The sequence below is a fragment of the Acinetobacter sp. BEC1-S18-ESBL-01 genome (assembly GCF_014169935.1).
Lineage (GTDB): Bacteria > Pseudomonadota > Gammaproteobacteria > Pseudomonadales > Moraxellaceae > Acinetobacter > Acinetobacter pittii.
Genome location: NZ_AP022302.1, coordinates 2,267,715 through 2,293,454, shown reverse-complemented (window position 1 = coordinate 2,293,454; position 25,740 = coordinate 2,267,715). Strand labels below are relative to the sequence as shown.

Genomic DNA, 25,740 nt, shown 5'->3' with positions numbered 1-25,740 from the left:
GAGAAATTCCTTTTCAAGACTCGTGAGTAAAAGTAAGAGGTAAATGAAGTGCGACACGGCGCTGTAACCAAGGGCTAGGGCGGTAACGTGGGTCATGCGTAAGTGCGGTTATACGGTTTAGAATGAGTAAAACTTTTTCGCTGCCGACTTGATCTCCCCATTCAATTGGTCCAAATGGATAGCCTAAGCCAAGACGTACCGCGGCATTAATATCATCTACAGTGGCAATATTTTGCTGGGCAATATCACAGCCTAAATTAATGACCATTGCTAAAACGCGTTGCGCAACAAAGCCAATACTTTCAGCAATCATGCTCACCACATTTCCGTCTAAATTGAAAATTGAGTGAGCGGCTTGTCGGTATTCAGATTTAGTAATGAGTGAAGGCATCAAGGTGCGATGCTTTGCAATGCCATAAAGCATGTCTATAGCAACAGCTTGTTCGGGGTTAACCCCTAGGCGGGTCCCCGCTTGAGTGGTATCTTCACCGTAACAAGCAAGTAAACATAAGCTATCTGTTTGTGGTTCAGAATTGGTGTCTAGGGTAATATTTTGCTGAGTTAAATAATCTTCGAGCTGTTTCTTATCATCTAAAAAATCTGCCGCAATCCAAACTTTTGGATATTGTGCTAAACGCTCTACAAACTTTGCAGGTTGTTCACCTGTTTTTGAACCAGTTTCATAGTTATAAAAACCTTGATTGACCTTACGTCCAAGTTGCTTGGCATCTAGCATTTGCTTGGTGAGCGGGTTTGGTTTGTAGCGGGCTTCTTCATAGTATTGGTGATAAATCGACTCCATCACAGGATGCGAGACATCAAGGCCAGTTAAATCGAGTAATTCAAAAGGACCCATTCTAAAACCAACGCCGTCACGTAAAATTCGGTCAATTTCACTAATATCACAGACGTTTTCATTTAAAATTTTGAGTGCTTCGGTGCCATAAGCTCGACCTGCATGATTAATAATAAATCCAGGGGTGTCCTTCGCTACGACAGGGCGGTGACCAAATGCACGAGATAAATCGTTTAAAGCATCAATAATAAGTGGGTCTGTTTTTAAACCACGAATGACTTCGACCACTTTCATGAGTGGAACTGGGTTAAAGAAGTGATAGCCTACAACACGCTCAGGCTTTTTACAGTTTGCAGCAATGGCTGTAATAGACAGAGAAGAGGTGTTTGAGGCTAAAATGGTATTGTCTGAAACGACCTCTTCAAGCTGCTGCATTAAGCTTTGTTTAATATCAAGGCGTTCAACAATTGCTTCTACAATCAGGTCACAATTTTTTAAATCTTCAATTTGATGAGCAACAATTAAATGGTTATTTGCTGCTGTTGCTTGCTCAGATGTAATTTTATTTTTGTCGACTAACTTTTGAAATGTAGCAGCCAGTTTTTCTTTAGCCTGTTCTGCTGCACCTGCTTTGGCATCATATAAATAAGTGGTATGACCTGACTGTGCAGCAATTTGAGCAATACCACTGCCCATAACACCTACACCAATCACAGCCATGCTTTTAATATCATAAGTCATGTCGATCATCCTGATGATTAATCTATATTTGAAATTAAACGGAAAAATAGGGTTGGGTGATTTAGCTTAAGCATTGTTTATCACCATCAATGGGTAAGATTTGCCCTGAAATTGAGCGACCACTGTCTGACGCTAAAAATAGGCATAAATCTGCAATATGCTTTGGATTGACAAAATATTTGAGCGACTGATTTTTCAGTGCATTTTGAGTCACTTCTTCAAGTGAGGTATGCGCTACATCGGCACGGGCCTGTAATACGCGTTGAACCCGATCACCATCTACTGCACCCGGAAGAATAGCGTTAACTCGAATATTATCTGCACCGAGTTCCATAGAGAGCGTTTTGGTAAAACCGATCAGCCCCCATTTTGAAGTGGAATAGGCTAATCGATATGGATAGCCTAAGCGGCCGGCAATAGACGACATATTAATAATCACGCCTGCTTGTGCTTTCTTTAAATAGGGAATGGCTAACTGGGTAATTAAAAAAGTGCTATTCAGATTTAAATTAATGACCGTATTCCAATCTTCAAAACTTAGCTCATCTGCTGCAACGGTCGGACCTGAAATGCCTGTGTTATTGACTAAAATATCAATACCGCCAAGTTTCTGAATGGCTTGACTAAACATAAGTTCAATTTGTTTATGATCAGCCAAATCACAGGTATATATATGTAGCTTTGGATAATCTTGTTGAAATTGTTCTAGGCTTTTAGCATTAATATCGCAAACAAAAACTTCATCCTGATTGTTTAAAAATACCTCGGCAATGCATCGTCCAATCCCTGAACCGCCTGCACTAATCAATACTTTTCTGGCCATTTTCATTCCTTTGTTATTATGGTTTTAAATTATTTACCTTGATACGACGGCTTACGCTTTTCGATAAAAGCTTGAACGCCTTCATTTTTATCTTCGGTAGAAAACAACAACTGGAATGCTTTTCGTTCTAGCGTTAAGCCTGCATTTAATGGAACGTCTTCGCTCATTAGTGCAACTTCTTTAATTTGTTGCAGGGCAATAGGAGGCATTTTTGCGAGGCTTTGTGCCATTTGAATCGCAGTTGGAATGGTTTGGTCATCTTCTGTGACTTGTGAAACAAGACCGATGATATAAGCTTCTTCGGCTTTCACCATGGCGCCTGTCATAATCATGCGCATGGCATGGAATTTACCCACAGCACGAAATAAACGTTGTGTACCACCAGCACCCGGCATTAAACCGACTTTAATTTCTGGTTGGCCAAAGGTTGCGCCTTTACCTGCAATAATAATGTCAGCGTGCATTGCAAGTTCGCAGCCACCACCCAATGCATAACCATTTACAGCAGCAATCACAGGTTTAGGGCACTGAGCAATCGCGTTCCAGTAACGTTCCGTATGACGCAATAACATTTCTGTGGAAGTTGCGTTTGCCATTTCTTTTAAATCTGCACCTGCGGCAAAGACTTTTTCACCACCTGTGAGCACAACCGCATTGATCTCATCGTTAAAACTTAATTCGGTAAAAGCTTGTGCTAGTTGTTTGCGAACTTCACCGTTTAAAGCATTTTTTGCTTCTGGGCGGTTAATTTTTACAATCGCTATTTTTTGAATAGAAAAGTCGACTTCTACGAAATTATTCCCTGTTGATACACTCATTTTTGAATTCCTTGTTTCGCACATCAAAACTATATTCCTTTTATGATGCTTATTTTGGAATTTATTTCAAGTATTATTTAGTCCATTAGAGCAATTATGATTTATTAAATAAGCTAAGTGTTTGATATTATGTAATGGCGTATTTTTAAATTTCGTTTAACGAAATTAATTTTCAAAAAAGCTTGAAATTTGTATTTTTGTTCTCGTACTATGAAACACATCCGCAGTAAACAAGATTTAAAACATGGTATCCAGACAAGCTGGAGATGGCTGATGGGTGCGATGGAAATACATAAAAAGGGAGATCACAGATGATCCGTGATGAAGGGATGTTGGAGCAGTTACTTTCAACAATTCGAGATTTTGTAAAAAATGAATTGATCCCTCGTGAAAACGAAGTGGTAGAGAAAGACAAAATTCCAGATGACATTGTGCAGCAAATGCGTGAGCTTGGTTTGTTCGGCCTCACAATTCCCGAAGAATATGGTGGCTTAGGTATCACCATGGAAGAGGAAGTCAGAGTTGCATTTGAACTTGGACAAACTTCACCGGCTTTTCGCTCTTTAATTGGTACTAATAACGGTATTGGCTCAAGTGCAATTTTGATTGATGGCACAGAAGAGCAAAAGCAAAAATATTTACCGCGTTATGCAAGTGGCGAAATTATTGGTTCATTTTGTTTAACCGAGCCTGAATCTGGCTCTGACGCTGCCTCTTTAAAAACCAGTGCAATGAAAGATGGCGACTTTTATGTGTTAAACGGCACCAAACGTTTTATTACCAATGCACCCCATGCTGCAACTTTTACCGTAATGGCGCGAACCAATCCTGAAATTAAAGGGTCAGGTGGCATTTCAGCTTTTTTAGTCGAGGCAAATACACCAGGCATTACGTTGGGCAAAATTGACCAAAAAATGGGGCAAAAGGGCTCGCACACTTGTGATGTGATTTTTGAAAATTGCCGTGTGCCTGCTTCTGCATTGATTGGTGGCGTAGAAGGTGTTGGTTTTAAAACAGCCATGAAAGTACTTGATAAAGGGCGTTTACACATTGGTGCCTATAGCGTGGGTGTTGCCGAACGCATGTTAAACGACGCATTACACTATGCGATTGAACGTAAGCAGTTTGGTCAGCCTATTGCAAACTTTCAGCTTATTCAAGCCATGCTTGCCGACTCTAAAGCCGAGATTTATGCAGCTAAATGTATGGTTTTAGATGCGGCTCGCCGCCGTGACAATGGCGAAAATATTAGTACAGAAGCATCATGCGCAAAAATGTTTGCAACTGAAATGTGCGGACGCGTTGCTGACCGCTGCGTACAGATTCATGGTGGTGCAGGCTATATCAGTGAATATGCCATCGAGCGTTTTTATCGCGATGTGCGTTTGTTCCGTTTATATGAAGGAACCACGCAAGTTCAACAAATTATTATTGCCAAAAACATGATTAGGGAAGCTACAGCCTAATAAAAAATCAAATGCCATGAGGCATTGGATGCCTCATGTTCCTTCTGAGGATATGGACATGACAACAGAAACATTTACCCAAAATACGGCTAGCAGTGAAGCTATCCAGACACCAAAAAAGATTTGGATTACCGCATTTATATTCGCTTTTTTAACATTGTTGTGTGATGGGGCAGACTTAGGTTTTTTGGCATTGAGCCTGACCAGTCTTAAAACAGAATTTCATTTAACCGGTGTACAAGCTGGAACGTTAGGCAGTTTAACGCTTTTTGGATCGGCAGTGGGTGGCTTGATTGGTGGCTGGGCGTGTGACCGTTTTGGGCGAGTTCGCATTATTGTGTTCTTTATTGCTTATTCTTCAGTTTTAACCAGCGCACTGGGTTTTACTGATTCTTATATGCAATTTGCAGTTTTAAGAACATTTGGAGCGATGGGTTTAGGTGCGCTCTATATTGCCTGTAATATCTTAATGTCTGAAATGGTGCCAACCAAACATCGCTCGACTGTTTTGGCTACTCTCATGACGGGTTACACCTTAGGTTCTTTACTCGCGACATTATTAGCAGGACATATTATTCCTGAACATGGCTGGCGTTTCCTTTACTGGATTGCAATTGCGCCCGTGGTGTTGTCAGTTTTGATGCACTTTTGTGTACCTGAACCTGAGTCATGGAAAAAAGCGCGTCAATTAAAAGCGCTAGAAGTCGCTCAAAGTAACCAACCTAAAAAACGCCAAAATCCATATCTTGAGATTTTAAGAGATAAAAAACATGGCACCATGTTTGTGCTTTGGATTATTAGTACTGGTGCATTGCAGTTTGGTTATTACGGCGTAAGTAACTGGTTACCCGCTTATTTAGAGTCTGATCTTGGCATCAAATTTAAAGAAATGGCGATGTATATGGTCGGTACTTTCCTGATTATGATGTTTGCCAAAGTAATCGCAGGGATCGTTGCCGATAAATTAGGACGCCGCGCTGTATTTGCTTTCGGAACCATTGGTACAGCTTTATTTATTCCAGTGATTGTCTATTTAAATACACCGACCAATATTTTATGGATGATGCTGTTCTTCGGTTTCCTTTACGGTATTCCATACGCAATTAATGCCACCTATATGACAGAAAGCTTTCCGACTTCTATTCGAGGCTCGGCAGTGGGTGGTGCTTATAACATTGGCAAAGTGCTTTCAATTTTCTCTCCATTAACAATTGGTTATCTATCGCAAAATGGTTCTATTGGTTTAGGGCTCTTGGTGATGGCTGCGGCTTATTTTATCTGCGGGGTAATTCCATTGTTATTTATTAAAGACCGACTATTTAACCCGCAAAAGGCAGAGTGACAGATCAATCTATCACCTTAAATTAAGGATGAAAAGGGACAAGTGAGATGATAAATAAAATCACCAGTGACATTGAACCGATTTTAAAAGCTATTCCTGATGGTGCAACCATCATGACAGGCGGGTTCGGTGTGACGGGGCAACCTGCTGAATTAATTGAAGCCTTAATCGATTTAGGAAAAAAAGAACTCACCATTGTAAATAATAATGCGGCTTCTGGTGACCGTGGTCTAACCAAGCTTATTATTGCGGGTTGCGTTAAAAAAATGATTTGTTCATTTCCGAAATCTGCTGGATCAACCGTTTTTCAAGACTTATATCGTGCGGGAAAAATTGAGTTGGAACTGGTTCCACAAGGTAATTTGGCATGTCGTATTCAGGCTGCTGGCGCAGGCTTAGGCGCTATTTTTACGCCGACTGGTTATGGCACCAAAGTTGCCGAGGGTAAAGAGACCCGAACCATTAACGGTAAAAACTATGTACTTGAATATCCACTTGAAGCTGATTTTGCACTGATTTATGCCGATAAAGCCGACCGCTGGGGCAATTTAACTTACCGTAAAGCAGCCCGTAATTTTGGCCCAATCATGGCAAAAGCCGCCAAGACCACGATTGTTCAAGTGAATAACACCGTAGAGCTAGGAACGCTTGACCCAGAGTGCATTATTACACCGGGAATTTTTGTTCAGCACGTTGTAAAAGTAGGAGATATCTAATGTCAGTTCAAAAACGTTCTCGTGAAGATATTGCCAAGCTCATTGCCAATGACATTCCTGAAGGTTCTTATGTCAATTTAGGGATTGGCTTGCCGACCAACGTTGCTAAATTTTTGCCAAAAGACAAAGAAATCTTTTTACATTCGGAAAATGGTGTTTTGGCTTTTGGGCCGCCGCCGCAGCCTGGTGAGGAAGATCAAGATTTGGTTAATGCCGGAAAAGAACTTGTCACTTTGTTAGACGGTGGATGCTTTATGCATCATGGCGACTCGTTTGACATTATGCGAGGCGGTCATTTGGACATTTGTGTGATTGGTGCATTCCAAGTTGCGGTAAATGGGGACTTGGCAAACTGGCATACCGGTAAAGCGGATGATGTACCTGCAGTCGGCGGTGCTATGGATTTGGCAGTCGGCGCGAAAACGATTTATGTCTATATGGAACACGTCACTAAAAAAGGTGAGTCCAAAATTGTAAAAGAACTGAGCTATCCAATGACGGGTGAGCAGTGTGTAAATCGTATTTATACCGATTTATGCATTATTGAACTCAAAGACCAAAAAGCTTATGTCACAGAAATGGTGGAAGGCTTAACTTTTGATGAGCTACAGGCAGTCACAGACTGTGAACTAATCGATGCACGTGTAGCCTAAATACACACGGAAAAACGCTTCTTTAAGGATTAAAAGATGAAAAAATTAATATTAGCTGCAGCTTGCGCTGCGGCTTCAGGGACTATTTTTGCAAATTCTTCAGATACCACAGAACAAAGAATTAATTTGCTAGAAACCGAGCTGCAAAAATTAAAAGCAGAACTTGCTGCTCAGAAACAAACTCAAAATAATTTACAGGCCAAACAGGTAAAGATCGAAGAAAATATTGAAAGAACTAAAGCCACTGTAACAGAGAAGCCTGTTGCTCCTTCGTGGGTCACTTGGACAGATAATGTGAAGGTTTACGGTATTGCCCGTGTTGATGCAGCGGTCGATTTTAAATCATCACCTGACTCGGGGGGTAGAACGACCAGCAGTTTGTACCGAACACCTTTTGAAAGTGAAAAGCGTTCAAACCATGCACGCTCTGATGCCATGATTAATGCAAGCCGATTAGGTGTTTATTTTAATAGCCCAAATAAAGCGGTTACAGGAAATATTGAAGCCGATTTCTTTGATAGCTCTAACATGGGAACGGGAGATGGTAAATTCCGCATCCGTCATGCATTTTTTACCTATAAAGACTGGACTTTTGGTCAAACATGGTCACTCATGTCTAATATGGAAACTCGTACAGAAGCTGTTGATTACACCCAATTTGTGGGAACTTCCTATACGCGGACTCCTCAAATTCGCTATGACTGGAAAATTGATGCCCATAATGATTTAAAAGTAGCTTTGGAATATACAGGTTCGAGAGTCTCGGCATTTCCAACTTTAACGGGTCGCTATACCTTTAAACAAGGTCCTTTAACAGCACTTGCGCAAGGCTTTATTAATGAAAAGTCTACAGATGTCGCAACCGCCACAGTTAAGAAAGTAAGCTGGGGCGCTGGAGGCGGCTTAAAATATCAATTAACGCCTCAGCAATCGGTACAAGCAAATTATCAATATATTGTCGGTGATCAAAAATTTATGCCGTACACCACTCAAAGTGGATTGGCAAATTCAGCAAGTTTAAATGCCGCGGGTGATTTCTCTTTAAACGAAGACAAAACAGATTTGGTTATGAATAAGTTGAATAGCATCAATATTGGTTATTCATATAAATTTAATGAGCAATGGCGTGCAAACTTATCGGCTTCAATGTTTGATTATGATGACGACACGGCTTATACCAAACTCAACCCAGACGCCAACAAGCGTTTAACGGATTACGCAGCTAACGTTTTCTATTCACCAATTGAGCAAATGGATATTGGGATGGAATATCATCAAGGCAAACGAGAAGTGTTTGATGGCAGAACCGCTGATGTATCACGTGTAAACTTTGTATCGATGTATAAATTCTAAAATGGGACGTAGTTAAAGATGAAAACAATAGTTGAGCCCAATGCAGAAAATATACTGTCAAAAAGCTTTATTTTTATCATGGCAATGACATGTGGCATTTGTGCGGGTTCAAACTATTATAACCAGCCCTTAATCTATTCAATTGCAGAAGCATTAAAAGTTAATGCCGATCAAGTCGCCTTAACTATTGTGATTAGCCAACTGTCATATGCAGTTGGCCTTTTTATATTGGTTCCCTTAGGCGACTTTTTTGAAAAGCGCAGTTATATTTGCTTGCTCATGTGTTGTACGGGACTTGCACAAGTAGGGTTATCCTTAAGTCAAACCTTGCCAGTTTTATATGGCTTTACCTTTTTAGCGACATTCTTTTCGATTGCAACTCAAGTTTTAGTTCCTTTCGCCTCAGGTCTAGCTAGCCCGAAAAAAAGTCCTCAAGTTGTAGGCACTCTCATGAGTGGTCTGTTCTTGGGAATATTATTAGCACGTTCTATTGCAGGCTTACTTTCTACAGTTTGGTCTTGGCATGCGGTTTATTTAATTAGTGGAATTGTCATTTTGGTATTTGCTTGGGTGATGTGGGTGAAGTTACCGGTTGCGCGAAAATCCCATCAACTCAATATTCTACAGATCTATGGTTCACTATTTTCATTAGCTGTGCATCAACCTCATTTGCTGCGCCGTGGTCTTGCAGGGGGAATTGGCTTTGGAATTTTGGCCCTCATTTTTACCACCATGACTTTTATTTTGGCGAATGAGCCTTATCACTTTAACGATTTCCAGATTGGTTTATTTGGAATTGTTGGGTTGGCTGGTGTATTTGCGACCCCATGGGCAGGTAAGAAAATTGCAGCAGGACTTGAAAATAAAATTGCAGTGATTTGCATGGGCCTATTAATAAGTGCATGGATACCACTATTTTTTGCGCAGCAGTCTTTGGTGGCCTATGCTGTTGGTGTGATCATGGCGTACTTTGGTTTGTCGGCATTTCATGTACTCAACCAAAATCTGGTCTACCGAATCTCGGCCGAGGCCCGTTCTCGTATTAATTCAATTTATATGACCTTATATTTTGGTGGGGCTGCTTTAGGTTCTTTTATTGCGGTGTATGCATGGAAACACTGGGGATGGGAAGCGTGTGTAGCCTTAGGTTTAGCGATGGCAATATTAAGTTTTATAATTGATCGCTTAGATTTTTATGAAATGAATAAGATTGCAAACCAAGAAAAAGCTCCATAAACAGGAGCTTAGATATTTTATTATTTGCGAATAATCATTAAGGTTGCCGAAGCAAAAGCATACACTTTGCCGTTTTCATCTACGATTTTTCCTTGGGTACTAATAATTTTACGGCCTGCGTTAATCAACTCGGCTGTCGCATAGTACGAAGTATCAACTTGCATGGGACGGATCATTTTTACATTTAAATCAATGGTTCCATAACCAACGCCATGTTCAAGTAATGTATGGGCCGCACTGCCTGTTGCTGTATCTAAAGCTGTGGCGCAAAAGCCACCGTGTACACCGCCTTGTATATTTCTATGTTCTTTGCGAGGAGTAACTTTATAAGTTGCTTTACCTTCGGAAACTTCAACGAGTTCCATTGGTATGGTGTGAGCCATAGGTGATGGAGAAACTTCACCATTTTTTAAAGCGGTTAAAAACTCAAGACCTGTGTATTTCGGGCTTTCCATGAATCGTCCTTGGATTATTAAGCAATCTAATTACGATACTATAAATTGATTTTTTACGGAATAAAATTTTGCAATACAAAATTTAAATTTATTTTTGATTAAGCAATGTTAATTACTTTTAATACTATATTTTTATTTTAAAACATGAATTTATGTTTTATCTCCATTTATGAGTTACGATAATTTTATTAAATTAGTGAAAATATATTTTGCTATAAGAAATTTTTTGATATTTTGGTGAGATTGAAACAATAAAAGTCCATTTTAAGGAAAAACGATATCTGCCCATGACACAGGCAGAGAGGTGAAAGGAAAAAAATATGCCTTTATACAAAGCTCCATTACGTGATATGCAATTTGTGCTGCATGAAATGCTTCAAACAGAACAGAACTACCAAGGTTTAAGTAAATATCAGGAAAGTGTAAATCGAGAATTAATTGATCAATATTTAGAAGCAGCAACAGATTTTTGTGAAAATGAGTTGGCGCCCATAAATCAAAATGGCGATCAGGAAGGCTGTCATTTAAATAAAGGCGTAGTCACAACCCCGAAAGGTTTTAAAGAAGCCTACCAAAAATATGCTGAGCTAGGTTTTACCTCGTTAACTGCCGATCCGGAATATGGTGGGCAAGGCTTACCGACATTGCTGCGGATTGCAATTTCTGAAATGTTATGTGGTTCTAATTGGGCGTGGGCAATGTATCCGGGCTTGTCTCATGGCGCGATGAGAACAATTGAGCATCATGGCACCGAGCAACAAAAAAAGCAGTATTTGACTAAACTCATTAGTGGGGCTTGGACCGGAACCATGTGTTTAACCGAATCCCATGCGGGTTCGGACCTTGGGTTAATTAGAACGAAAGCAGAACCAAATCCGGACGGTAGCTACTCCATTACAGGTGAAAAGATTTTTATCTCGGCGGGTGAGCATGATCTTTCTGAAAATATTATTCATATTGTTTTAGCCCGTTTGCCTCAGGCACCTACAGGGACTAAAGGCATTTCTTTATTTATTGTGCCTAAATTTAATGTAGATGATGAAGGTAATTTAGAAGACCGTAATAAAGTCGTCTGTAGCGCGATTGAACATAAAATGGGGATTCATGGCAATGCCACCTGTGTACTTAATTTTGATGGCGCCAAAGGTTATTTGATTGGTCCGGAAAATCGCGGGCTTAATTGTATGTTTACCTTTATGAATACCGCACGTATTGGAACAGCTGTACAAGGGCTTGCTGCTTCTGAAATTTCATTTCAAGGTGCATTAAGTTATGCCAAAGAGCGCCTTGCTATGCGTTCGTTATCCGGTCCTAAATATCCTGACAAAAATGCCGATCCAATTATTGTGCATCCCGCTGTACGTTCAATGTTAATGACACAAAAAGCTTTTTCCGAAGGTGGTCGTGCGCTGGCTTATTTTCTGGCTCAGCATGTCGATATTGTCGAAAGCTCAAACGATCAGGAACAGCAAAAACACTCCGACGAATTACTGGCTTTTTTAACGCCAATTGCTAAGGCCTTTTTAACAGAGTCGGGTAATGAGTCTGCAAAGCATGGCGTTCAAGTATTTGGCGGCCACGGCTTTATTGTTGAGCATGGTATGGAGCAAATTGTACGTGATGCACGTATCTCGACATTGTATGAAGGAACAACAGAGATTCAGTCTCTAGATCTGCTGGCACGTAAAGTCCTCAAGTCGGAAGGCAAACTTTTAAAGAACATGACTGATTTAATTGATCAGTTTATTAGCCAGCACCAATCCAATGAAGTGCTGAAACCTTATCTAGAAAAATTAGCTGAGCTTAAGCAGCAATGGCTGTCACTGACCAAATCGATTGCAGAGAAAGCCAAGCACAACCCTGAAGAAATAGGAGCCGCTTCAGTAGATTATCTTTATTTTTCCAGTTACGTTGTGTTCGCGTATTTGTGGGCTCGAATGGCACAAGTTGCCCATGAAAAATTAGAATCGGGTACACAAGAGGAAGATTTTTATAAAGCAAAATTAACGACAGCTAAGTTTTTCTATCAAAAGCTTTTGCATCGTACACAGAGCCATGCCGCTTCTATTGAGTCAGGAGCTGAATCTGTGATGGAGCTCGATCAAGATGCTTTTGCTTTTTAGTGAATGATAAGTTCTAGAATCACTGGGTGAAATCGACATGCGAAATTTTACCTAGTGATTAAATTTGTAATTTTAGACTCATCAGTTTTTGGTAGGAAAAACCAGTTGAGCCAATGAAATAGAGGGTTAACATAAGCATTAAAACGTGAATTTTCATCAAATATTGATGTTGGACAAGGACTACGGAAAGAAAATCATGAATGCTTATTATCAATTACTGAATAGAACAATTGGTCCTCAAGGTGAAGTTATTGCTCATTATTGCTCAACTGTTCATGCACAAGGAGCTTGGAATCCTCATGAACAGCACATGGCGCCTGCAAGTGGTGTAATCGCAGCAGAGTTAGAGCAATTTTCACCACGACAAGATATGCGAATTGGTCGAATTAGTTTTGATATTTTTGGATTGATTGCATTTGGTGAATTTACGATTAAGACACATGTGATTCGTGCCGGTAAAACCATTGAATTGATTGAAGCCGAAATGCAAGCACAAGGTAAAACCTGTATTGTGGCTAGAGCATGGCGCATGTGTACTCAAGACAGTTCCGATATTGCCGGGCTTGAAGATCAGCCAGTTCATCATCCAGATACCTTTACAGAATGGACAGGTATGAAAAGATGGCCGGGTGGTTTTATCCAGACACTCGTCACTAAAACGGATGATCAGCATCGCGCAGGTAAAGGCATTGTTTGGCTCAATAATGATAAAGAAATGGTTGAAGGGCAGCCGACGACAGATTTTGCCCATTTGATTGGCATGATAGATACAGCAAACGGAATTGTGCCTAGACAAGAAGGCGAATTTACGTGGGGCTTCCCAAATCTTGATTTGCAAGTTCACATGCACCGTTATCCGCAAGGGAAATGGCTAGGTTTAGAAACCGTTCAGCAATATGGGGCTGATGGCATTGGTTTAACTAGTGCAGTTTTACATGATGTGTATGGTCCATTTGGACGAAGTGAACAGATTTTGACGTTACGTAAAATGACTAAATAAATTTTTGAGCCAATAAAAAAGTCATCCCTAAGGATGACTTTTTTATTTTGAGATTTAATTTTAGTTACGGACTTTTAGCAGTGTTGGTGTAAGTTCATCCCAACGTTGTTTTGCAGCGTCCATTGCTTTCATTTTGATATGACCATAACCACGAACTTCTGCCGGTAATTTTGCAATTTGCTCGGCAACTGCCAAGTTATGATTGTCTGGTGCTTCAACAAGTGCTTCAACAAATGAGATGTAACGGTCACGCCAAGCTTGTTCGTGTTGACGTTCTTCTTGACGTGCAAATGGGTCAAGGAAAGTTTCACGAAGCCATTGTAAGCGAGCAAGCATCATCATTGGGAAGCGCATCCAGTAACCAAACGCACGTTTACGGACATTTTTCAGACCACCAAGCAACGCTGGTGGAGCAAGATGATACGTTAACCGTAAGCCTTTACCAAACTGGGTTTCAATCGATTCTTTGAAGCTCTTACCTGTTAAAAGACGAGCAACTTCATATTCATCTTTATAAGCCATGACTCTATAAAGCTGAGTTGCAATGGTACCCGTTAATTCTTCTGGTAACTTTTTAGCTGCAAGTTCTACAAGCGTGCGGTATTTAGCTGCATAAGCTTCATTCCAGTAGTCTGTTAAACGAGCAGAACGGTCTTCAATAAGTTCAGCCAAAGTTTGCGGAGTTTTGGTTTTTGGCATTGCCGCAACTAAACGTGCAGCTAAAGTTGGGTCACTTGCAAGATGACAACCCACGCGGAAAGCTTCGAGGTTCTTTTCAACAGCAGTACCATTTAAGCGAATTGCTTTTTCAATGCTTTCACGCAGTAATGGAATACGACCAGATTGCCATGCCATACCGAGTAATAACTGGTTGGTATAGATTGAATCACCTAGAAGCTGTGTTGCAATGCGAGCCGCTGGCAGAGAAACCAGTTGACCTTGACGAACACGACCACGAAGACGATCAATTAAATCGCTAATAGGTGCATACCAGTCACGAGATTTAATAAACTCAGAAGTAGGAGTACTGTCTTCATTCACAATAACCAACGCATCATCTTTTAAGCGAGAGAGAGCAGCACTACCACCAGCAACTACCGCATCTGCACCGATGAGTAATTCACATTGGCCCGCTGGAATTTTGGTAGAAGAAATTTGCTCATCAGTTGCTGCAAGTTGAACGTATGAATAAACTGTACCACCTTTTTGGGCAAGTCCAGCCATGTCCATCACACGGGTCGCTTTACCTTCTAGGTGAGCTGCCATACCAAGCAGTGCACCAATAGTCACAACACCTGTACCACCAATACCACCGACCATAATACGACTTGGAACGTCATATAACTGAGGAATAACTGGTGATGTCGGCCAGCCTGCACCAATACCTTCAAATTTAGCTGGACGTTTCATATCACGTGTATGAACAGTCACAAAACTTGGGCAGAACCCTTCGGCACAAGTAAAGTCTTTATTACAGCTACTTTGGTTAATCTGACGTTTAGTACCTAAAGCAGTCTCTACTGGTTCAATCGATAAACAGTTTGATTTTTTCGAACAGTCGCCACAGCCCTCGCAAATATCACTATTAATGTATAAACGCTCAGCTGGGTCAGGGTAGGCATCACGTTTGCGACGACGGCGTTTTTCGCTGGCACATGTTTGTACATAAATTAAAGCGGTGACACCTGTAACTTCACGAAGCTCACGTTGAACTGTATCGAGTTCATTACGGTGGCGAATTTCGACACCCGGTGCAATGCCATCTTCTTCGTTTAATAGTTTAACTTCATCAGTAACAATGACTTGTTTTTTAATACCTTCAGCAGCAAGCTGACGAGTTAACTGTGCAACGCTCAAATGACCATCTACATGCTGACCACCTGTCATAGCGACTGCATCGTTATAGAGGATTTTGTAGGTAATATTGGTTTTTGCAGCGATAGACTGACGGATTGCTAAGTAACCAGAGTGGAAATAGGTTCCATCACCAAGGTTAGCAAAAATGTGTTTTTCATTGGTAAATGGTGATGCACCCACCCAACTTACACCTTCACCGCCCATTTGAGAGAATGTTTCGGTACCGCGGTCAAGTGAAACTGCAATATAGTGACAACCGATACCACCTAGTGCACGGCTACCTTCAGGGACGACTGTTGAAGAGTTATGTGGGCAACCACTACAGAAATATGGCTTACGTTCAGCAAGATCAATAACACGTTTGGATTCTTGCTCTGCTTTTAGCAGTAAGTCGATTCTGCTTTGGATTTGTGCTTTTAAGCTTTCTGGAATATCGAGTTTTAAGAAACGAGCAGCCAGCATTTTTGCAATAGGTTCAGGCTGGTATTCATAGTGACCAATGAGAGGTGCTTCTTCAATAGAGGTACTCCATTCACCTTTACCGTCAGTTGCTTTACCAATCACATGTGGGCGTTTGCCATCAGGCAGTGAGTACAGCTCATCTTTAATTTGTGTTTCAATAATTGGACGTTTTTCTTCAATAACGATCAGTTCTTGTAAACCTTCAGCAAACTCGCGAACACCTTGAGGTTCTAAAGGCCAAATCAGACCAACTTGATAAACACGTAGACCAAGCTGCTGAGCAGTTTCATCTTCAATACCTAAAATGCGTAAAGCTTCAATGGTATCTAAATAACCTTTACCACTTGCAGCAATACCGATACGGGCATTTTCACAAGGCCATGTAACTGTGTTGATTTTGTTGGCGCGGGCATAGGCCAAAACAGCAGGTAAGCGATATTTATAAAGACGTTCTTCTTGCTGAATGCCGTGGTCTGGCCAACGAATATTGACACCACCCTCTGGGAAATTGACATCTTCTGGTATAACCGGAGTAACACGGTCTAGGTCGACATGTACAGAAGCAGAAGTTTCAACAATTTCACTGACTAGCTTCATTGAAGACCAAAGGCCGGAAAAACGTGAAACAGCAATGGCGTGAACACCAAAGTCTAAAATTTGTTGAACGGATGTTGGGTAGAAAATTGGAATGCCACAACCAATCATGACATGTTCGGACTGGTGAGGGATTGTAGAAGATTTACATGAGTGGTCATCGCCAAATAAAGCAACCACACCACCACGTTCAGAAGTACCAGCTAAGTTAGCATGGCGGAGTACATCGCCTGAACGGTCAACACCCGGGCCTTTACCATACCACCATGAAGACACTCCATCATATTTGCCTTGGCCTGAAAGATTAACTTGTTGGGTACCCCAAATAGCGGTAGCAGCCAAGTCTTCGTTTACACCAGGTTGAAATACAACATTATGGGATTTAAGTAATCCTTGAACTTGCCAAAGGAAACTATCATAGTTACCAACAGGAGAACCGCGATAACCAGAAATAAAACCAGCAGTATGATAACCATTCATCGCGTCACGACGAGTCTGGGCAAGAGGCAAACGAACAAGTGCCTGAATGCCGGTCATATATGCTGTGCCGTTATCACTTACATATTTATCTTCAAGTGACACATCCTTTGTTGCAATAATATTTGGAGTGACTTTTGTAGCTATATTCATTTATATCTCCTTAGAATTTTTAGTAGCTCGGACTACTTTCTTTTTTCAACATCCAGTTGAATATTTGGAGCAAGTGACATACGAAATAAAAAAAGATCGGTTCCTCTTCTTAAAAAGAATTAGTGCCAATGTATGTACATTTAGTCATTGTGGTTGATCTAAACTGGTGCAACAATCCGTAATTTAGGAAAACATATTTACGTTATGCGCAAAAATCTCGATGGTGGACTATTGCATGCAATGCATGCATTCCTGAAAGTGATTGATAGCGGGAGTTTCACAGCAGCAGCTGAGCAGATGGATCTGACCACAGCACAGGTTTCACGTCTTATCAGCGAGCTAGAAACACGCTTAGGTACAAAATTAATACAACGCTCAACGCGCCAGCAGGCACTGACCGATATTGGTGCGACTTACGCAGAACGCTGTCGTCAAGTCATTTCAATGGTGGATGAAGCGGAGTCGGAAGTAACAGGAACAGCATCTAAACCCAAAGGCCGTTTACGTGTATTAAGCATGGGAAGCTTTGGGCATCATTATGTTTTTCCAGTGATGGCCGAGTTTTGTAAGCATTATCCCGAATTAACCGTGGAATATACGACTTCACAGTACGTTCCAGACTTGTTGGCAAAAGGGGTGGATGTCAGTCTCTATCTGACCGAATCATTAACAGACTCTCGTTTTGTCGCACGCAGAATTGGCACTATTTTTTCTGTTTTATGTGCTTCACCTGCTTACCTCGAAAAACATGGTATGCCAAAGTCCCCAGAAGACTTAAAAAATCATGCCTGTTTACGCTTGGTAAACCCGTCTATTACACCAGATTGGCACTTATTAAATACAAGTGGTGAGTCTTACCAAATCGACATTGGTGGACAACTCATTGCAGATAACCCTGAGTTATTATTAGATGTGGTGCAACAGGATATGGGCATCGCGTTATTGCCGATGTTTTCAGCTTTAGATGCGGTTCAAAATGGAAGATTATGTCATATCTTGCCTGAGTGGCGTTCGCCCGATATCGGAGTTTATACCTTGTTGCCTTCACGCCATTTTATTGATGCCAAAACACGTGCATGGTTAGATTGGGTGGAAGAATATATTTCCCCAAGAATTGAAATGGATGCATCTTATTTTTATAAATAATGAGATAAATTTTTTAAGGACTAAACTAGAAAAGGATGAAGAATAATACGGATTTAGAATAAAAATAGGGTAGAAAATGCTTCCGTTGAGAGAGGCATTTAATACACAGATAAATGATAAATTTTAAAAAAATAGCATGAGGGAATTAGTCCCAATTCCTGAATGAAATGAGATAAAGATTAGATAGGATGATCTGGTACTTCGCCTAATATTCAGCTTTATACCAGATGCTGAGCTATTTTAATTGATTACGATGCACACTTGGTTTGCCAATACGCATTTGCATAATTCGACAAGCTTTTTCGGTTTAATACATGGCTAATATTTTGGCTGGCTTGCATCAGTTTTTCTAAGTCGATGCCAGTTTCAAATCCCATGTGTGAAAGCAAATAAAACAGATCTTCGGTCGATACATTACCCGAAGCTCCTTTGGCATAAGGGCAACCGCCAAGTCCTGCAAGAGACGAGTCAAAAACACGAATACCTTGCTGTAAAGATTGATAAATATTGGCAATCGCCATGCCATAGGTGTTGTGGAAATGCCCAGCTAATACCTTGCTATCGAGTTCAGCAAGACAGGCTTGCCATACCTTTTGAACGCGATCTGGTGTTGCGGTGCCAATGGTTTCACCTAAAGACACTTCATAGCAGCCCATGTCATAGAGCCGTTTAACAACTTTCACCACTTGTTCAGGGGCAATTGCGCCTTCATAAGGACAATCGACAACACAAGAGACATAACCGCGTACACGGATGTTATGGGCTTTTGCCGCGCTCATGACATCGCTAAATTTTTCAAAGCTTTCGTCGATTGAGCAGTTAATATTTTTACGGGTAAAACTTTCAGAAGCTGCGGTAAACACCGCAACCTCTTTACATCCTACCGCTTGAGCAGTTTCAAAACCTTTAATATTTGGAGTGAGCAGGCTAAATTGCACATCGGTTGTTTGGGGTAACAGCTTAAATAGCTCGTCACTTTGAGCCATTTGAGGTACCCATTTTGCCGAAACGCATGAACCGACTTCAATTGATTTTAGGCCTGCATTAATTAGGTCATTAATAAAGTTTAAGCGTTGTTCGACAGTCAAAGCCTGCTTTTCGTTTTGGAGGCCGTCTCTGGGACCGACCTCCACGATTTTGACAAACTCACTCATGCAACTTCCTCCTGAGCAGGCTGAAATTCCACAAGCTCATCGCCAGCTTTGACCTGATCACCGACTTGGAAGTAAGAATCTACAATCACGCCATCTTTAGGCGCACGAATGGTATATTCCATTTTCATTGCTTCAAGCGTCATTAAAATATCGTCTTTCTTCACGCTATGATTTGCGCTCACCAGTACTTGTGTGACCACACCCGGCATAGGGGCTTTTAAATGACCTTCATCGGCTTGGCTATCTGCTTGATTAAAGTCTTGGCGAATATAAGCAAACTTATAGCTTTGTCCATTTTGGAACAAGGTAATGCCTTGCTGACTTTGGTTAAAAGATAGCTTTTGCTGAGTCCCGCCAATTTGAACAGAGGCAGTATGCGCATCAAGCAATTGACCAGAAATCGGGTAGCTTTGCCCATTATATTCTGCGGTGAAGCCTTGTTCATTTGAGGCAAACTTGATTTGGATATTTTGGTTTAAATAATTCAGTTTAATACTGTGCTGGTAAGCAATATTTAAACGCCATAGAGGTTGAGCTTGCCAAAGCTGTTTTTGGCTTGAGCTGTTGTTATTAAGTTTGCTTAAAAACTCAATAAATGCTGCTGCCACCACAAGTTCGGGTTTGATCTCTTCAGGGCTAAACAAGAAGTTTTGTTCACGTTGAATCAGGTTGGTATCAAGCTTGGCTTGTTTAAACGATTCGCTACGAACAATTTTTTCAAGAAAAGCAATGTTGTTGCCTAAGCCATCCACATGGAATTGGCTTAAAGCATGTTGCATTTGAATGAGCGCTGCTTCACGGTTTTTACCCCATACAATCAGTTTGGCAATCATTGGGTCGTAATAGGTCGTGATTTCATCGCCTTCAACAATACCGCTATCTACACGCACATATTGGTTTTGCGTTGGGTAATGCAAATAGTTAATTTTACCAATCGCAGGTAAAAAGCCTTTTTCTGGTTCTTCGGCGTAGATCCGTGCTTCGAGCGCATGTCCGTTAATTTGGAGTTGATTTTGTAGTTTAGGCAAAGGTTCGCCATAAGCCACACGAAGTTGCCACTCGACCAAGTCTTCACCTGTAATCATTTCAGTGACAGGGTGTTCGACTTGTAGACGGGTATTCATTTCCATGAAATACGCCGTACCATCTTGTTCTACAATAAACTCAACCGTACCTGCACCGACATAATTTACGGCACGTGCAGCATCAATTGCAGCTTGGCGCATTGCATCGAGCTTCTCGCTTGGCATTTGTGGAGCAGGGGCTTCTTCTAGCACTTTTTGGTGACGGCGTTGTACAGAGCAGTCACGTTCAAATAAATGCACGTAGTTGCCATGTGTATCGCCAAAAACTTGGACTTCAATATGGCGTGGTTGAATCACATAACGCTCAATCAAGACATCATCATTACCAAAGCTCGATTTGGCTTCACGTTTACAAGAGGCTAAGGCATGCAGAAAATCTTCACTGCGTTCAATCAGACTCATGCCTTTACCACCACCGCCAGCACTGGCTTTAATTAAAACAGGATAGCCAATTCGGTCTGCCTGTTGTTTTAAAAAGTCGGCATCTTGGTTGGTTCCGTGATAACCCGGTGTTAAAGGAACACCTGCTTTTTCCATTAAAGCTTTAGAGGTCGCTTTTAAGCCCATTGCTAAAATGGCATCCACTGGTGGGCCAATAAAGCAAATATTGTGTTGTTGGCAAGCGAGTGCAAACTGGTCATTTTCCGAAAGGAAGCCGTAACCTGGATGAACCGCTTGGCTACCTGTATCAATGGCAGCTTGAATAATGCGGTCAACCTGTAAATAACTTTGAGTTGCAGGGGACTGACCAATATAAACTGCTTCATCTGCAAGTTTGACGTGTTGTGAATTTGCGTCTGCATCTGAGTAAACGGCAACCGTTCTAATACCTAATTTTTTAGCTGTGCGAATTACGCGGCAGGCAATCTCGCCACGGTTCGCAATTAAAATCTTTTCAAACATGATGATCGTCCTTAATTGTTGTTCTTCGAGTTAGAAACCCAAGCAGGCTGCTGTTTATTTAAAAAGGCACTCAGACCTTCTTTTGCCTCGCTGCCTTGACGAACTTGAGCAATATGATGTGCTGTCTGTTGCAGCAAGTCATTGCTCATGGTCTGGTTGCTGACCATTTGAATGAGTTGTTTTGAGGCCGCTTGAGCATGCGGGCCACCGAGTAGTAGAGCATCAACAATTTCTTGAACTTTTCTATCTAAGTCTTCGGCATCTGCAACCTCGTGTGCCAAACCAATATGTTTAGCATCACGTGCTGAAATTCGCTCGGCAGTTAAGAAGTAACGAGAAGCTTGTCTTGCACCAATTGCACGAATTACATAGGGACTAATGGTAGATGGAGCAAGACCTAAACGAACTTCAGAGGTTGCAAACTTGGCATCAGTGCTGGCAATGCAAATATCACATGCCGATGCTAAGCCCATACCGCCGCCAAAAGCAATGCCATGCACTCGAGCAATGGTCGGTTGTTTAAGTGTTGCAAGCGCATCTAACATTTGTGCAAGTTTTAATGCATCTGCTTCATTTTCAGTTGAAGATGCCTGACCTGCCTGTTTCATCCAGTTGAGGTCGGCACCTGCCGAAAAGCTTTTGCCGCGACCAGCTAAAACCACAACACGAATGTCATCACGGGTATTAATTTGCTTAAAGCAAGCATGTAGTTCTTCAATGACTGTGGTGTTGAATGCATTGTGTAGTTCAGGGCGGTTCAGCCAAACATAGGCAACCTGACCTTGTTGTTCGAGTTGTAAAAATTGATAGCTCATATACACCTCTTACATGCGGAACACGCCAAATTTGGTTGGCTGGATTGGGGCGTTCATGGCCGCAGCCAAACTTAAACCAAGTACCTGACGAGTTTGCGCTGGGTCAATTACGCCGTCATCCCAAAGGCGGGCAGAAGCATAGTACGGATGACCTTGACGTTCATATTGTTCACGAATCGGTTGTTTAAATTCATCTTCTTGCTGAGCTGACCACTCGGCACCTTTTTGCTCAATCTGATCACGTTTTAAAGTTGACAGCACGCTTGCTGCTTGTTCGCCGCCCATCACAGAAATACGAGAGTTCGGCCAAGTCCATAAAAAGCGTGGTGAATAAGCACGGCCACACATACCGTAGTTACCTGCACCAAACGAACCACCAATAATCAAGGTGAGTTTTGGTACATTTGCGGTTGCAACTGCCATAACCAATTTAGCGCCGTTTTTTGCAATCCCTTCATTTTCATACTGGCGACCGACCATAAAGCCCGTAATGTTTTGTAGAAATAACAATGGAATATTGCGCTGTGTGCATAGCTCAATAAAGTGCGCGCCTTTTTGTGCAGACTCGGAAAATAAAATTCCGTTATTGGCAATAATCCCGACTGGCATGCCGTAGAGAGAAGCAAAACCGGTAATCAGTGTTGAACCAAATCGTGCTTTAAATTCATCAAAACGAGAGCCGTCTACAATACGGGCAATCACTTCACGTACATCGAAAGGTTTACGTGCATCACTTGGCACTACACCATAGAGTTCCGATGCATCAAACAATGGTTCATCAACATGTTTATTTAAGTCATTTGGCTTTTTATTGAGGTTCGCAACAATGTTCCGTGCAATCGCAATTGCATGTTCATCATTTTCAGCTAAATGATCAGCCACACCTGAAAGACGTGTGTGAACATCACCACCGCCTAAATCTTCACTGCTCACCACTTCGCCCGTTGCAGCTTTTACCAGAGGAGGGCCGCCTAAGAAAATCGTACCTTGATTACGGACAATAATGGTTTCATCAGACATAGCAGGAACATACGCACCACCTGCGGTACAGCTCCCCATCACCACGGCAATTTGGGCAATCCCTAGGCTCGACATGCGTGCCTGATTATAGAAAATGCGCCCAAAGTGATCACGGTCTGGGAAAACTTCATCTTGCATTGGTAAATAGGCACCGCCTGAATCTACCAAATAAATACAAGGCAAGTGATTTTGTTCAGCAATTTCTTGTGCGCGTAGATGCTTTTTAACCGTAAGGGGATAATACGTTCCGCCTTTCACCGTTGCATCGTTGGCAACGATCATGCAAGTGATGCCGTTGACTTGACCAACACCTACAATCACACCTGCGGCAGGAACATCATCTTCATAAACGTTGTACGCTGCCAATTGACCAATTTCTAAAAATGCCGTGCCGACATCAATCAGTTGATCAATACGTTCACGGGGTAAAAGTTTACCTCGAGCCAAATGTTTTTGACGGGCATTTTCACCGCCGCCTAAAGCAATACGCTGGGCAAGTTGTTTGAGATCTTTGACCAATGTTTGCATGGCTTGCTGGTTTGTTTTGAAGTCTTCACTTCGAACATTAATCTTGCTTTGTAATTGGTTCATAAGATGCGTCCTTATTTATAATTATTATTTGGTTTCATTGAAGAGTTCGCGACCAATCAGCATGCGGCGAATTTCAGAAGTTCCGGCACCAATTTCATAAAGTTTTGCATCGCGCCATAAACGGCCAGCTGGGAATTCATTGATATAACCATTGCCGCCTAAACTTTGAATGGTTTCTCCAGCCATCCATGTTGCTTTTTCAGCAGCATATAAAATGGCACTTGCAGCATCTTTGCGTAGGCTGCGGTCATGATCAGCTTTGTCACAGGCAGTACCAACAGCATAGACGAGGGCTTTACATGCCAACCAAGTTGAATACATATCGGCAAGTTTGCCTTGCATAAGCTGGAATTCACCTAACGCCTGACCAAACTGTTCACGTTGATGTAAATAAGGAATGACCACATCTAGACAAGCATCCATAATACCTAAAGGTCCGGCACTTAAAACTGCACGTTCATAGTCTAGGCCGCTCATGAGTACTTTTGTGCCGTTACCAACACCGCCGAGTACGTTTTCAGCAGGTACTTCTACATTGTCAAAAAACAGGGGGTAAGTGTTAGAGCCACGCATACCGAGTTTGTCTAAGTGGTTGCCATGACTAAAGCCTTTCATGCCTTTTTCAATTAAGAAAGCGGTCATACCTTTCGCGCCAGATTGCGGGTCAGTTTTAGCGTAAACCACGAGTACATCTGCATCGCCGCCGTTAGTGATCCACATTTTTGAACCATTTAAAACGAAGTGATCACCTTTTTGTTCAGCACGTAATTTCATGCTGACGACATCAGAACCCGCATTCGGTTCAGACATCGCAAGGGCACCCACATATTCACCGGAAATCAGTTTTGGTAAATACTTTTGTTTTTGCTGCTCGTTACCGTTACGGTTAATTTGGTTTACACATAAATTAGAATGAGCTCCATAAGAAAGACCAATGGCTGCCGAAGCACGCGAAATTTCTTGCATAGCAATAATATGAGCTAAATAACCCATATTGGCACCGCCATATTCTTCAGAAACCGTCATGCCTAAAAGGCCCATATCTCCGAATTTTTTCCAGAGATGTGCAGGGAATTTGTTGTCTTGATCAACTTGTTGGGCAATTGGTGCAATTTCCTTTGCACAAAATGCTGCCACTGAATCTTGAAGCGCAATTAAAGTTTCATCTAGACCGAAATTCAAGCTGCGTAGGTTCATGATATCTTCATCCTATTGGTTATATTTGTTGTCCATAAAATATTTTGTGGGTATTTGATAATTACCATACAATGATTTTTTAAAAAAGTGAATACTGATTCATAAAATGATTTACAATTCATTTTATTTGTTAGAGAATAAATTATGAGCTATAAACGATCATCTTTAATGCAAGAGCGGATGGAACAAAATCGTAAGTCGATTCTGAGTTCAGCCAGAAAGTTAATTTCAGAGGGAGGGTTTAAAGACGCGCAAATACAAACAATTGCAGAGCAGGCGGGTGTATCTAGTGGACTGGTTTATCGCTACTTTGACAATAAAAGCCAAGTGCTGATTGAGGTTTTGTCCGAAGCCATTAATACAGAGCTATTGGTGATTGATTCGATTACCGAAAGTGATTTATCGGCAAAGCAGAAATTGCATAAGGCTGTGGCAACCTTTGTAAAAAGGGCACTCAATAGTCCTCAGCTTGCATATTCACTCATGTTTGAACCTGTCGATTCAACGGTTGAACATGAGCGTTTTCGTGTGAAGCAATTGATTAAGCAAAGTATTAAAAAAATACTTGCGGATGGAAATGCAAGTGGTGAGTTTGTCTTGGATGATTTAAATACAGCAGCACTCTGTGTTGTCGGTGCCATGACCTATGTGGTGGTTGAACCCCTAGACCCAGCTCAAAATACAAAGTTTGATCATGCGCATAAAGACTATTTTTCAAAACAGATTGCTGATTTTTGTGTAGATGCTGTGCAGAGGAAATAGGG

20 protein-coding genes are annotated in these 25,740 nt (G+C 41.5%); 10 read left to right on the top strand and 10 right to left on the bottom strand.

Going from position 1 to position 25,740, the window contains the following annotated elements; all coding sequences use genetic code 11:
- Positions 1-13 precede the first annotated feature (13 nt).
- From H7R46_RS10785 to H7R46_RS10775, 3 genes are all read right to left on the bottom strand, one after another.
- Positions 14-1,537 (bottom strand): 3-hydroxyacyl-CoA dehydrogenase, encoded by a 1,524-nt coding sequence (locus H7R46_RS10785; protein WP_005069939.1) that lies wholly within the window; start codon positions 1,535-1,537, stop codon positions 14-16.
- Positions 1,538-1,598: 61 nt separating this feature from the next.
- Positions 1,599-2,360, bottom strand: coding sequence for an SDR family oxidoreductase (locus H7R46_RS10780; RefSeq protein ID WP_005069937.1), 762 nt, complete (start codon positions 2,358-2,360; stop codon positions 1,599-1,601).
- Between the two features lie 29 nt (positions 2,361-2,389).
- Complete coding sequence (locus H7R46_RS10775; RefSeq protein WP_005069933.1) at positions 2,390-3,178, bottom strand: enoyl-CoA hydratase; 789 nt, start codon at positions 3,176-3,178, stop codon at positions 2,390-2,392.
- 311 nt (positions 3,179-3,489) lie between these two features.
- Between H7R46_RS10775 and H7R46_RS10770 the strand changes: the two genes are divergently transcribed.
- The 6 genes from H7R46_RS10770 to H7R46_RS10745 are packed head-to-tail and all read left to right on the top strand — an operon-like array spanning position 3,490 to position 9,944.
- Positions 3,490-4,644: an acyl-CoA dehydrogenase family protein gene (locus H7R46_RS10770; protein ID WP_005069932.1), complete on the top strand. Its 1,155-nt coding sequence runs from the start codon at positions 3,490-3,492 to the stop codon at positions 4,642-4,644.
- 58 nt (positions 4,645-4,702) lie between these two features.
- On the top strand, positions 4,703-5,986 hold the full coding sequence (locus H7R46_RS10765) for an MFS transporter (RefSeq protein WP_197697250.1): 1,284 nt from the start codon (positions 4,703-4,705) through the stop codon (positions 5,984-5,986).
- 47 nt (positions 5,987-6,033) lie between these two features.
- Complete coding sequence (locus H7R46_RS10760) at positions 6,034-6,702, top strand: 3-oxoacid CoA-transferase subunit A (protein WP_005069928.1); 669 nt, start codon at positions 6,034-6,036, stop codon at positions 6,700-6,702.
- The gene (locus tag H7R46_RS10755; protein ID WP_002114302.1) at positions 6,702-7,355 is read left to right on the top strand and encodes a 3-oxoacid CoA-transferase subunit B; all 654 of its coding nucleotides are present in this window, start codon (positions 6,702-6,704) and stop codon (positions 7,353-7,355) included. The genes H7R46_RS10760 and H7R46_RS10755 overlap by 1 nt, the downstream gene beginning before the upstream one ends.
- Positions 7,356-7,391: 36 nt before the next feature.
- A complete protein-coding gene (gene dcaP, locus H7R46_RS10750) occupies positions 7,392-8,708 on the top strand; it encodes an outer membrane trimeric porin-like protein DcaP (protein WP_005069926.1) in 1,317 nt (438 codons plus the stop codon).
- Positions 8,709-8,726: 18 nt separating this feature from the next.
- Positions 8,727-9,944 carry an MFS transporter gene (locus H7R46_RS10745; RefSeq protein WP_005069924.1) on the top strand — a complete coding sequence of 406 codons (1,218 nt, stop codon included), beginning with the start codon at positions 8,727-8,729 and terminating at the stop codon, positions 9,942-9,944.
- A gap of 20 nt (positions 9,945-9,964) precedes the next feature.
- Here H7R46_RS10745 and H7R46_RS10740 read toward each other — a convergent pair whose 3' ends face one another.
- The gene (locus H7R46_RS10740) at positions 9,965-10,414 is read right to left on the bottom strand and encodes a PaaI family thioesterase (protein ID WP_080631125.1); all 450 of its coding nucleotides are present in this window, start codon (positions 10,412-10,414) and stop codon (positions 9,965-9,967) included.
- Between the two features lie 305 nt (positions 10,415-10,719).
- Between H7R46_RS10740 and H7R46_RS10735 the strand changes: the two genes are divergently transcribed.
- Both H7R46_RS10735 and H7R46_RS10730 read left to right on the top strand, forming a co-directional pair.
- Positions 10,720-12,522, top strand: a complete 1,803-nt coding sequence (locus H7R46_RS10735) for an acyl-CoA dehydrogenase C-terminal domain-containing protein (protein WP_005069918.1) — start codon at positions 10,720-10,722, stop codon at positions 12,520-12,522.
- Positions 12,523-12,718: 196 nt separating this feature from the next.
- A complete protein-coding gene (locus H7R46_RS10730) occupies positions 12,719-13,522 on the top strand; it encodes a thioesterase family protein (protein ID WP_005069917.1) in 804 nt (267 codons plus the stop codon).
- A gap of 60 nt (positions 13,523-13,582) precedes the next feature.
- On the opposite strand, the gene H7R46_RS10725 is transcribed toward H7R46_RS10730, so the two are convergent.
- Complete coding sequence (locus tag H7R46_RS10725) at positions 13,583-17,065, bottom strand: indolepyruvate ferredoxin oxidoreductase family protein (protein ID WP_005069914.1); 3,483 nt, start codon at positions 17,063-17,065, stop codon at positions 13,583-13,585.
- A gap of 204 nt (positions 17,066-17,269) precedes the next feature.
- Between H7R46_RS10725 and H7R46_RS10720 the strand changes: the two genes are divergently transcribed.
- Positions 17,270-18,211 carry a LysR family transcriptional regulator gene (locus tag H7R46_RS10720; protein WP_005069913.1) on the top strand — a complete coding sequence of 314 codons (942 nt, stop codon included), beginning with the start codon at positions 17,270-17,272 and terminating at the stop codon, positions 18,209-18,211.
- Positions 18,212-18,459: 248 nt separating this feature from the next.
- On the opposite strand, the gene H7R46_RS10715 is transcribed toward H7R46_RS10720, so the two are convergent.
- From H7R46_RS10715 to H7R46_RS10695, 5 genes are read right to left on the bottom strand one after another with little or no spacing between them, the layout of a single operon-like run.
- Positions 18,460-19,365, bottom strand: a complete 906-nt coding sequence (locus H7R46_RS10715) for a hydroxymethylglutaryl-CoA lyase (protein ID WP_005069912.1) — start codon at positions 19,363-19,365, stop codon at positions 18,460-18,462.
- On the bottom strand, positions 19,362-21,353 hold the full coding sequence (locus H7R46_RS10710; RefSeq protein ID WP_086260814.1) for an acetyl/propionyl/methylcrotonyl-CoA carboxylase subunit alpha: 1,992 nt from the start codon (positions 21,351-21,353) through the stop codon (positions 19,362-19,364). Before H7R46_RS10710 ends, H7R46_RS10715 begins: the two co-directional genes overlap by 4 nt.
- An 11-nt stretch (positions 21,354-21,364) precedes the next feature.
- On the bottom strand, positions 21,365-22,168 hold the full coding sequence (locus tag H7R46_RS10705) for an enoyl-CoA hydratase/isomerase family protein (RefSeq protein ID WP_005069908.1): 804 nt from the start codon (positions 22,166-22,168) through the stop codon (positions 21,365-21,367).
- A gap of 9 nt (positions 22,169-22,177) precedes the next feature.
- A complete protein-coding gene (locus H7R46_RS10700) occupies positions 22,178-23,779 on the bottom strand; it encodes a carboxyl transferase domain-containing protein (protein ID WP_005069906.1) in 1,602 nt (533 codons plus the stop codon).
- Positions 23,780-23,803: 24 nt separating this feature from the next.
- On the bottom strand, positions 23,804-24,976 hold the full coding sequence (locus H7R46_RS10695) for an isovaleryl-CoA dehydrogenase (protein WP_005069902.1): 1,173 nt from the start codon (positions 24,974-24,976) through the stop codon (positions 23,804-23,806).
- 144 nt (positions 24,977-25,120) lie between these two features.
- Here H7R46_RS10695 and H7R46_RS10690 point away from each other — a divergent pair, with 144 nt between their 5' ends.
- On the top strand, positions 25,121-25,738 hold the full coding sequence (locus H7R46_RS10690; RefSeq protein ID WP_002114305.1) for a TetR/AcrR family transcriptional regulator: 618 nt from the start codon (positions 25,121-25,123) through the stop codon (positions 25,736-25,738).
- The last annotated feature ends 2 nt before the right edge of the window (positions 25,739-25,740 follow it).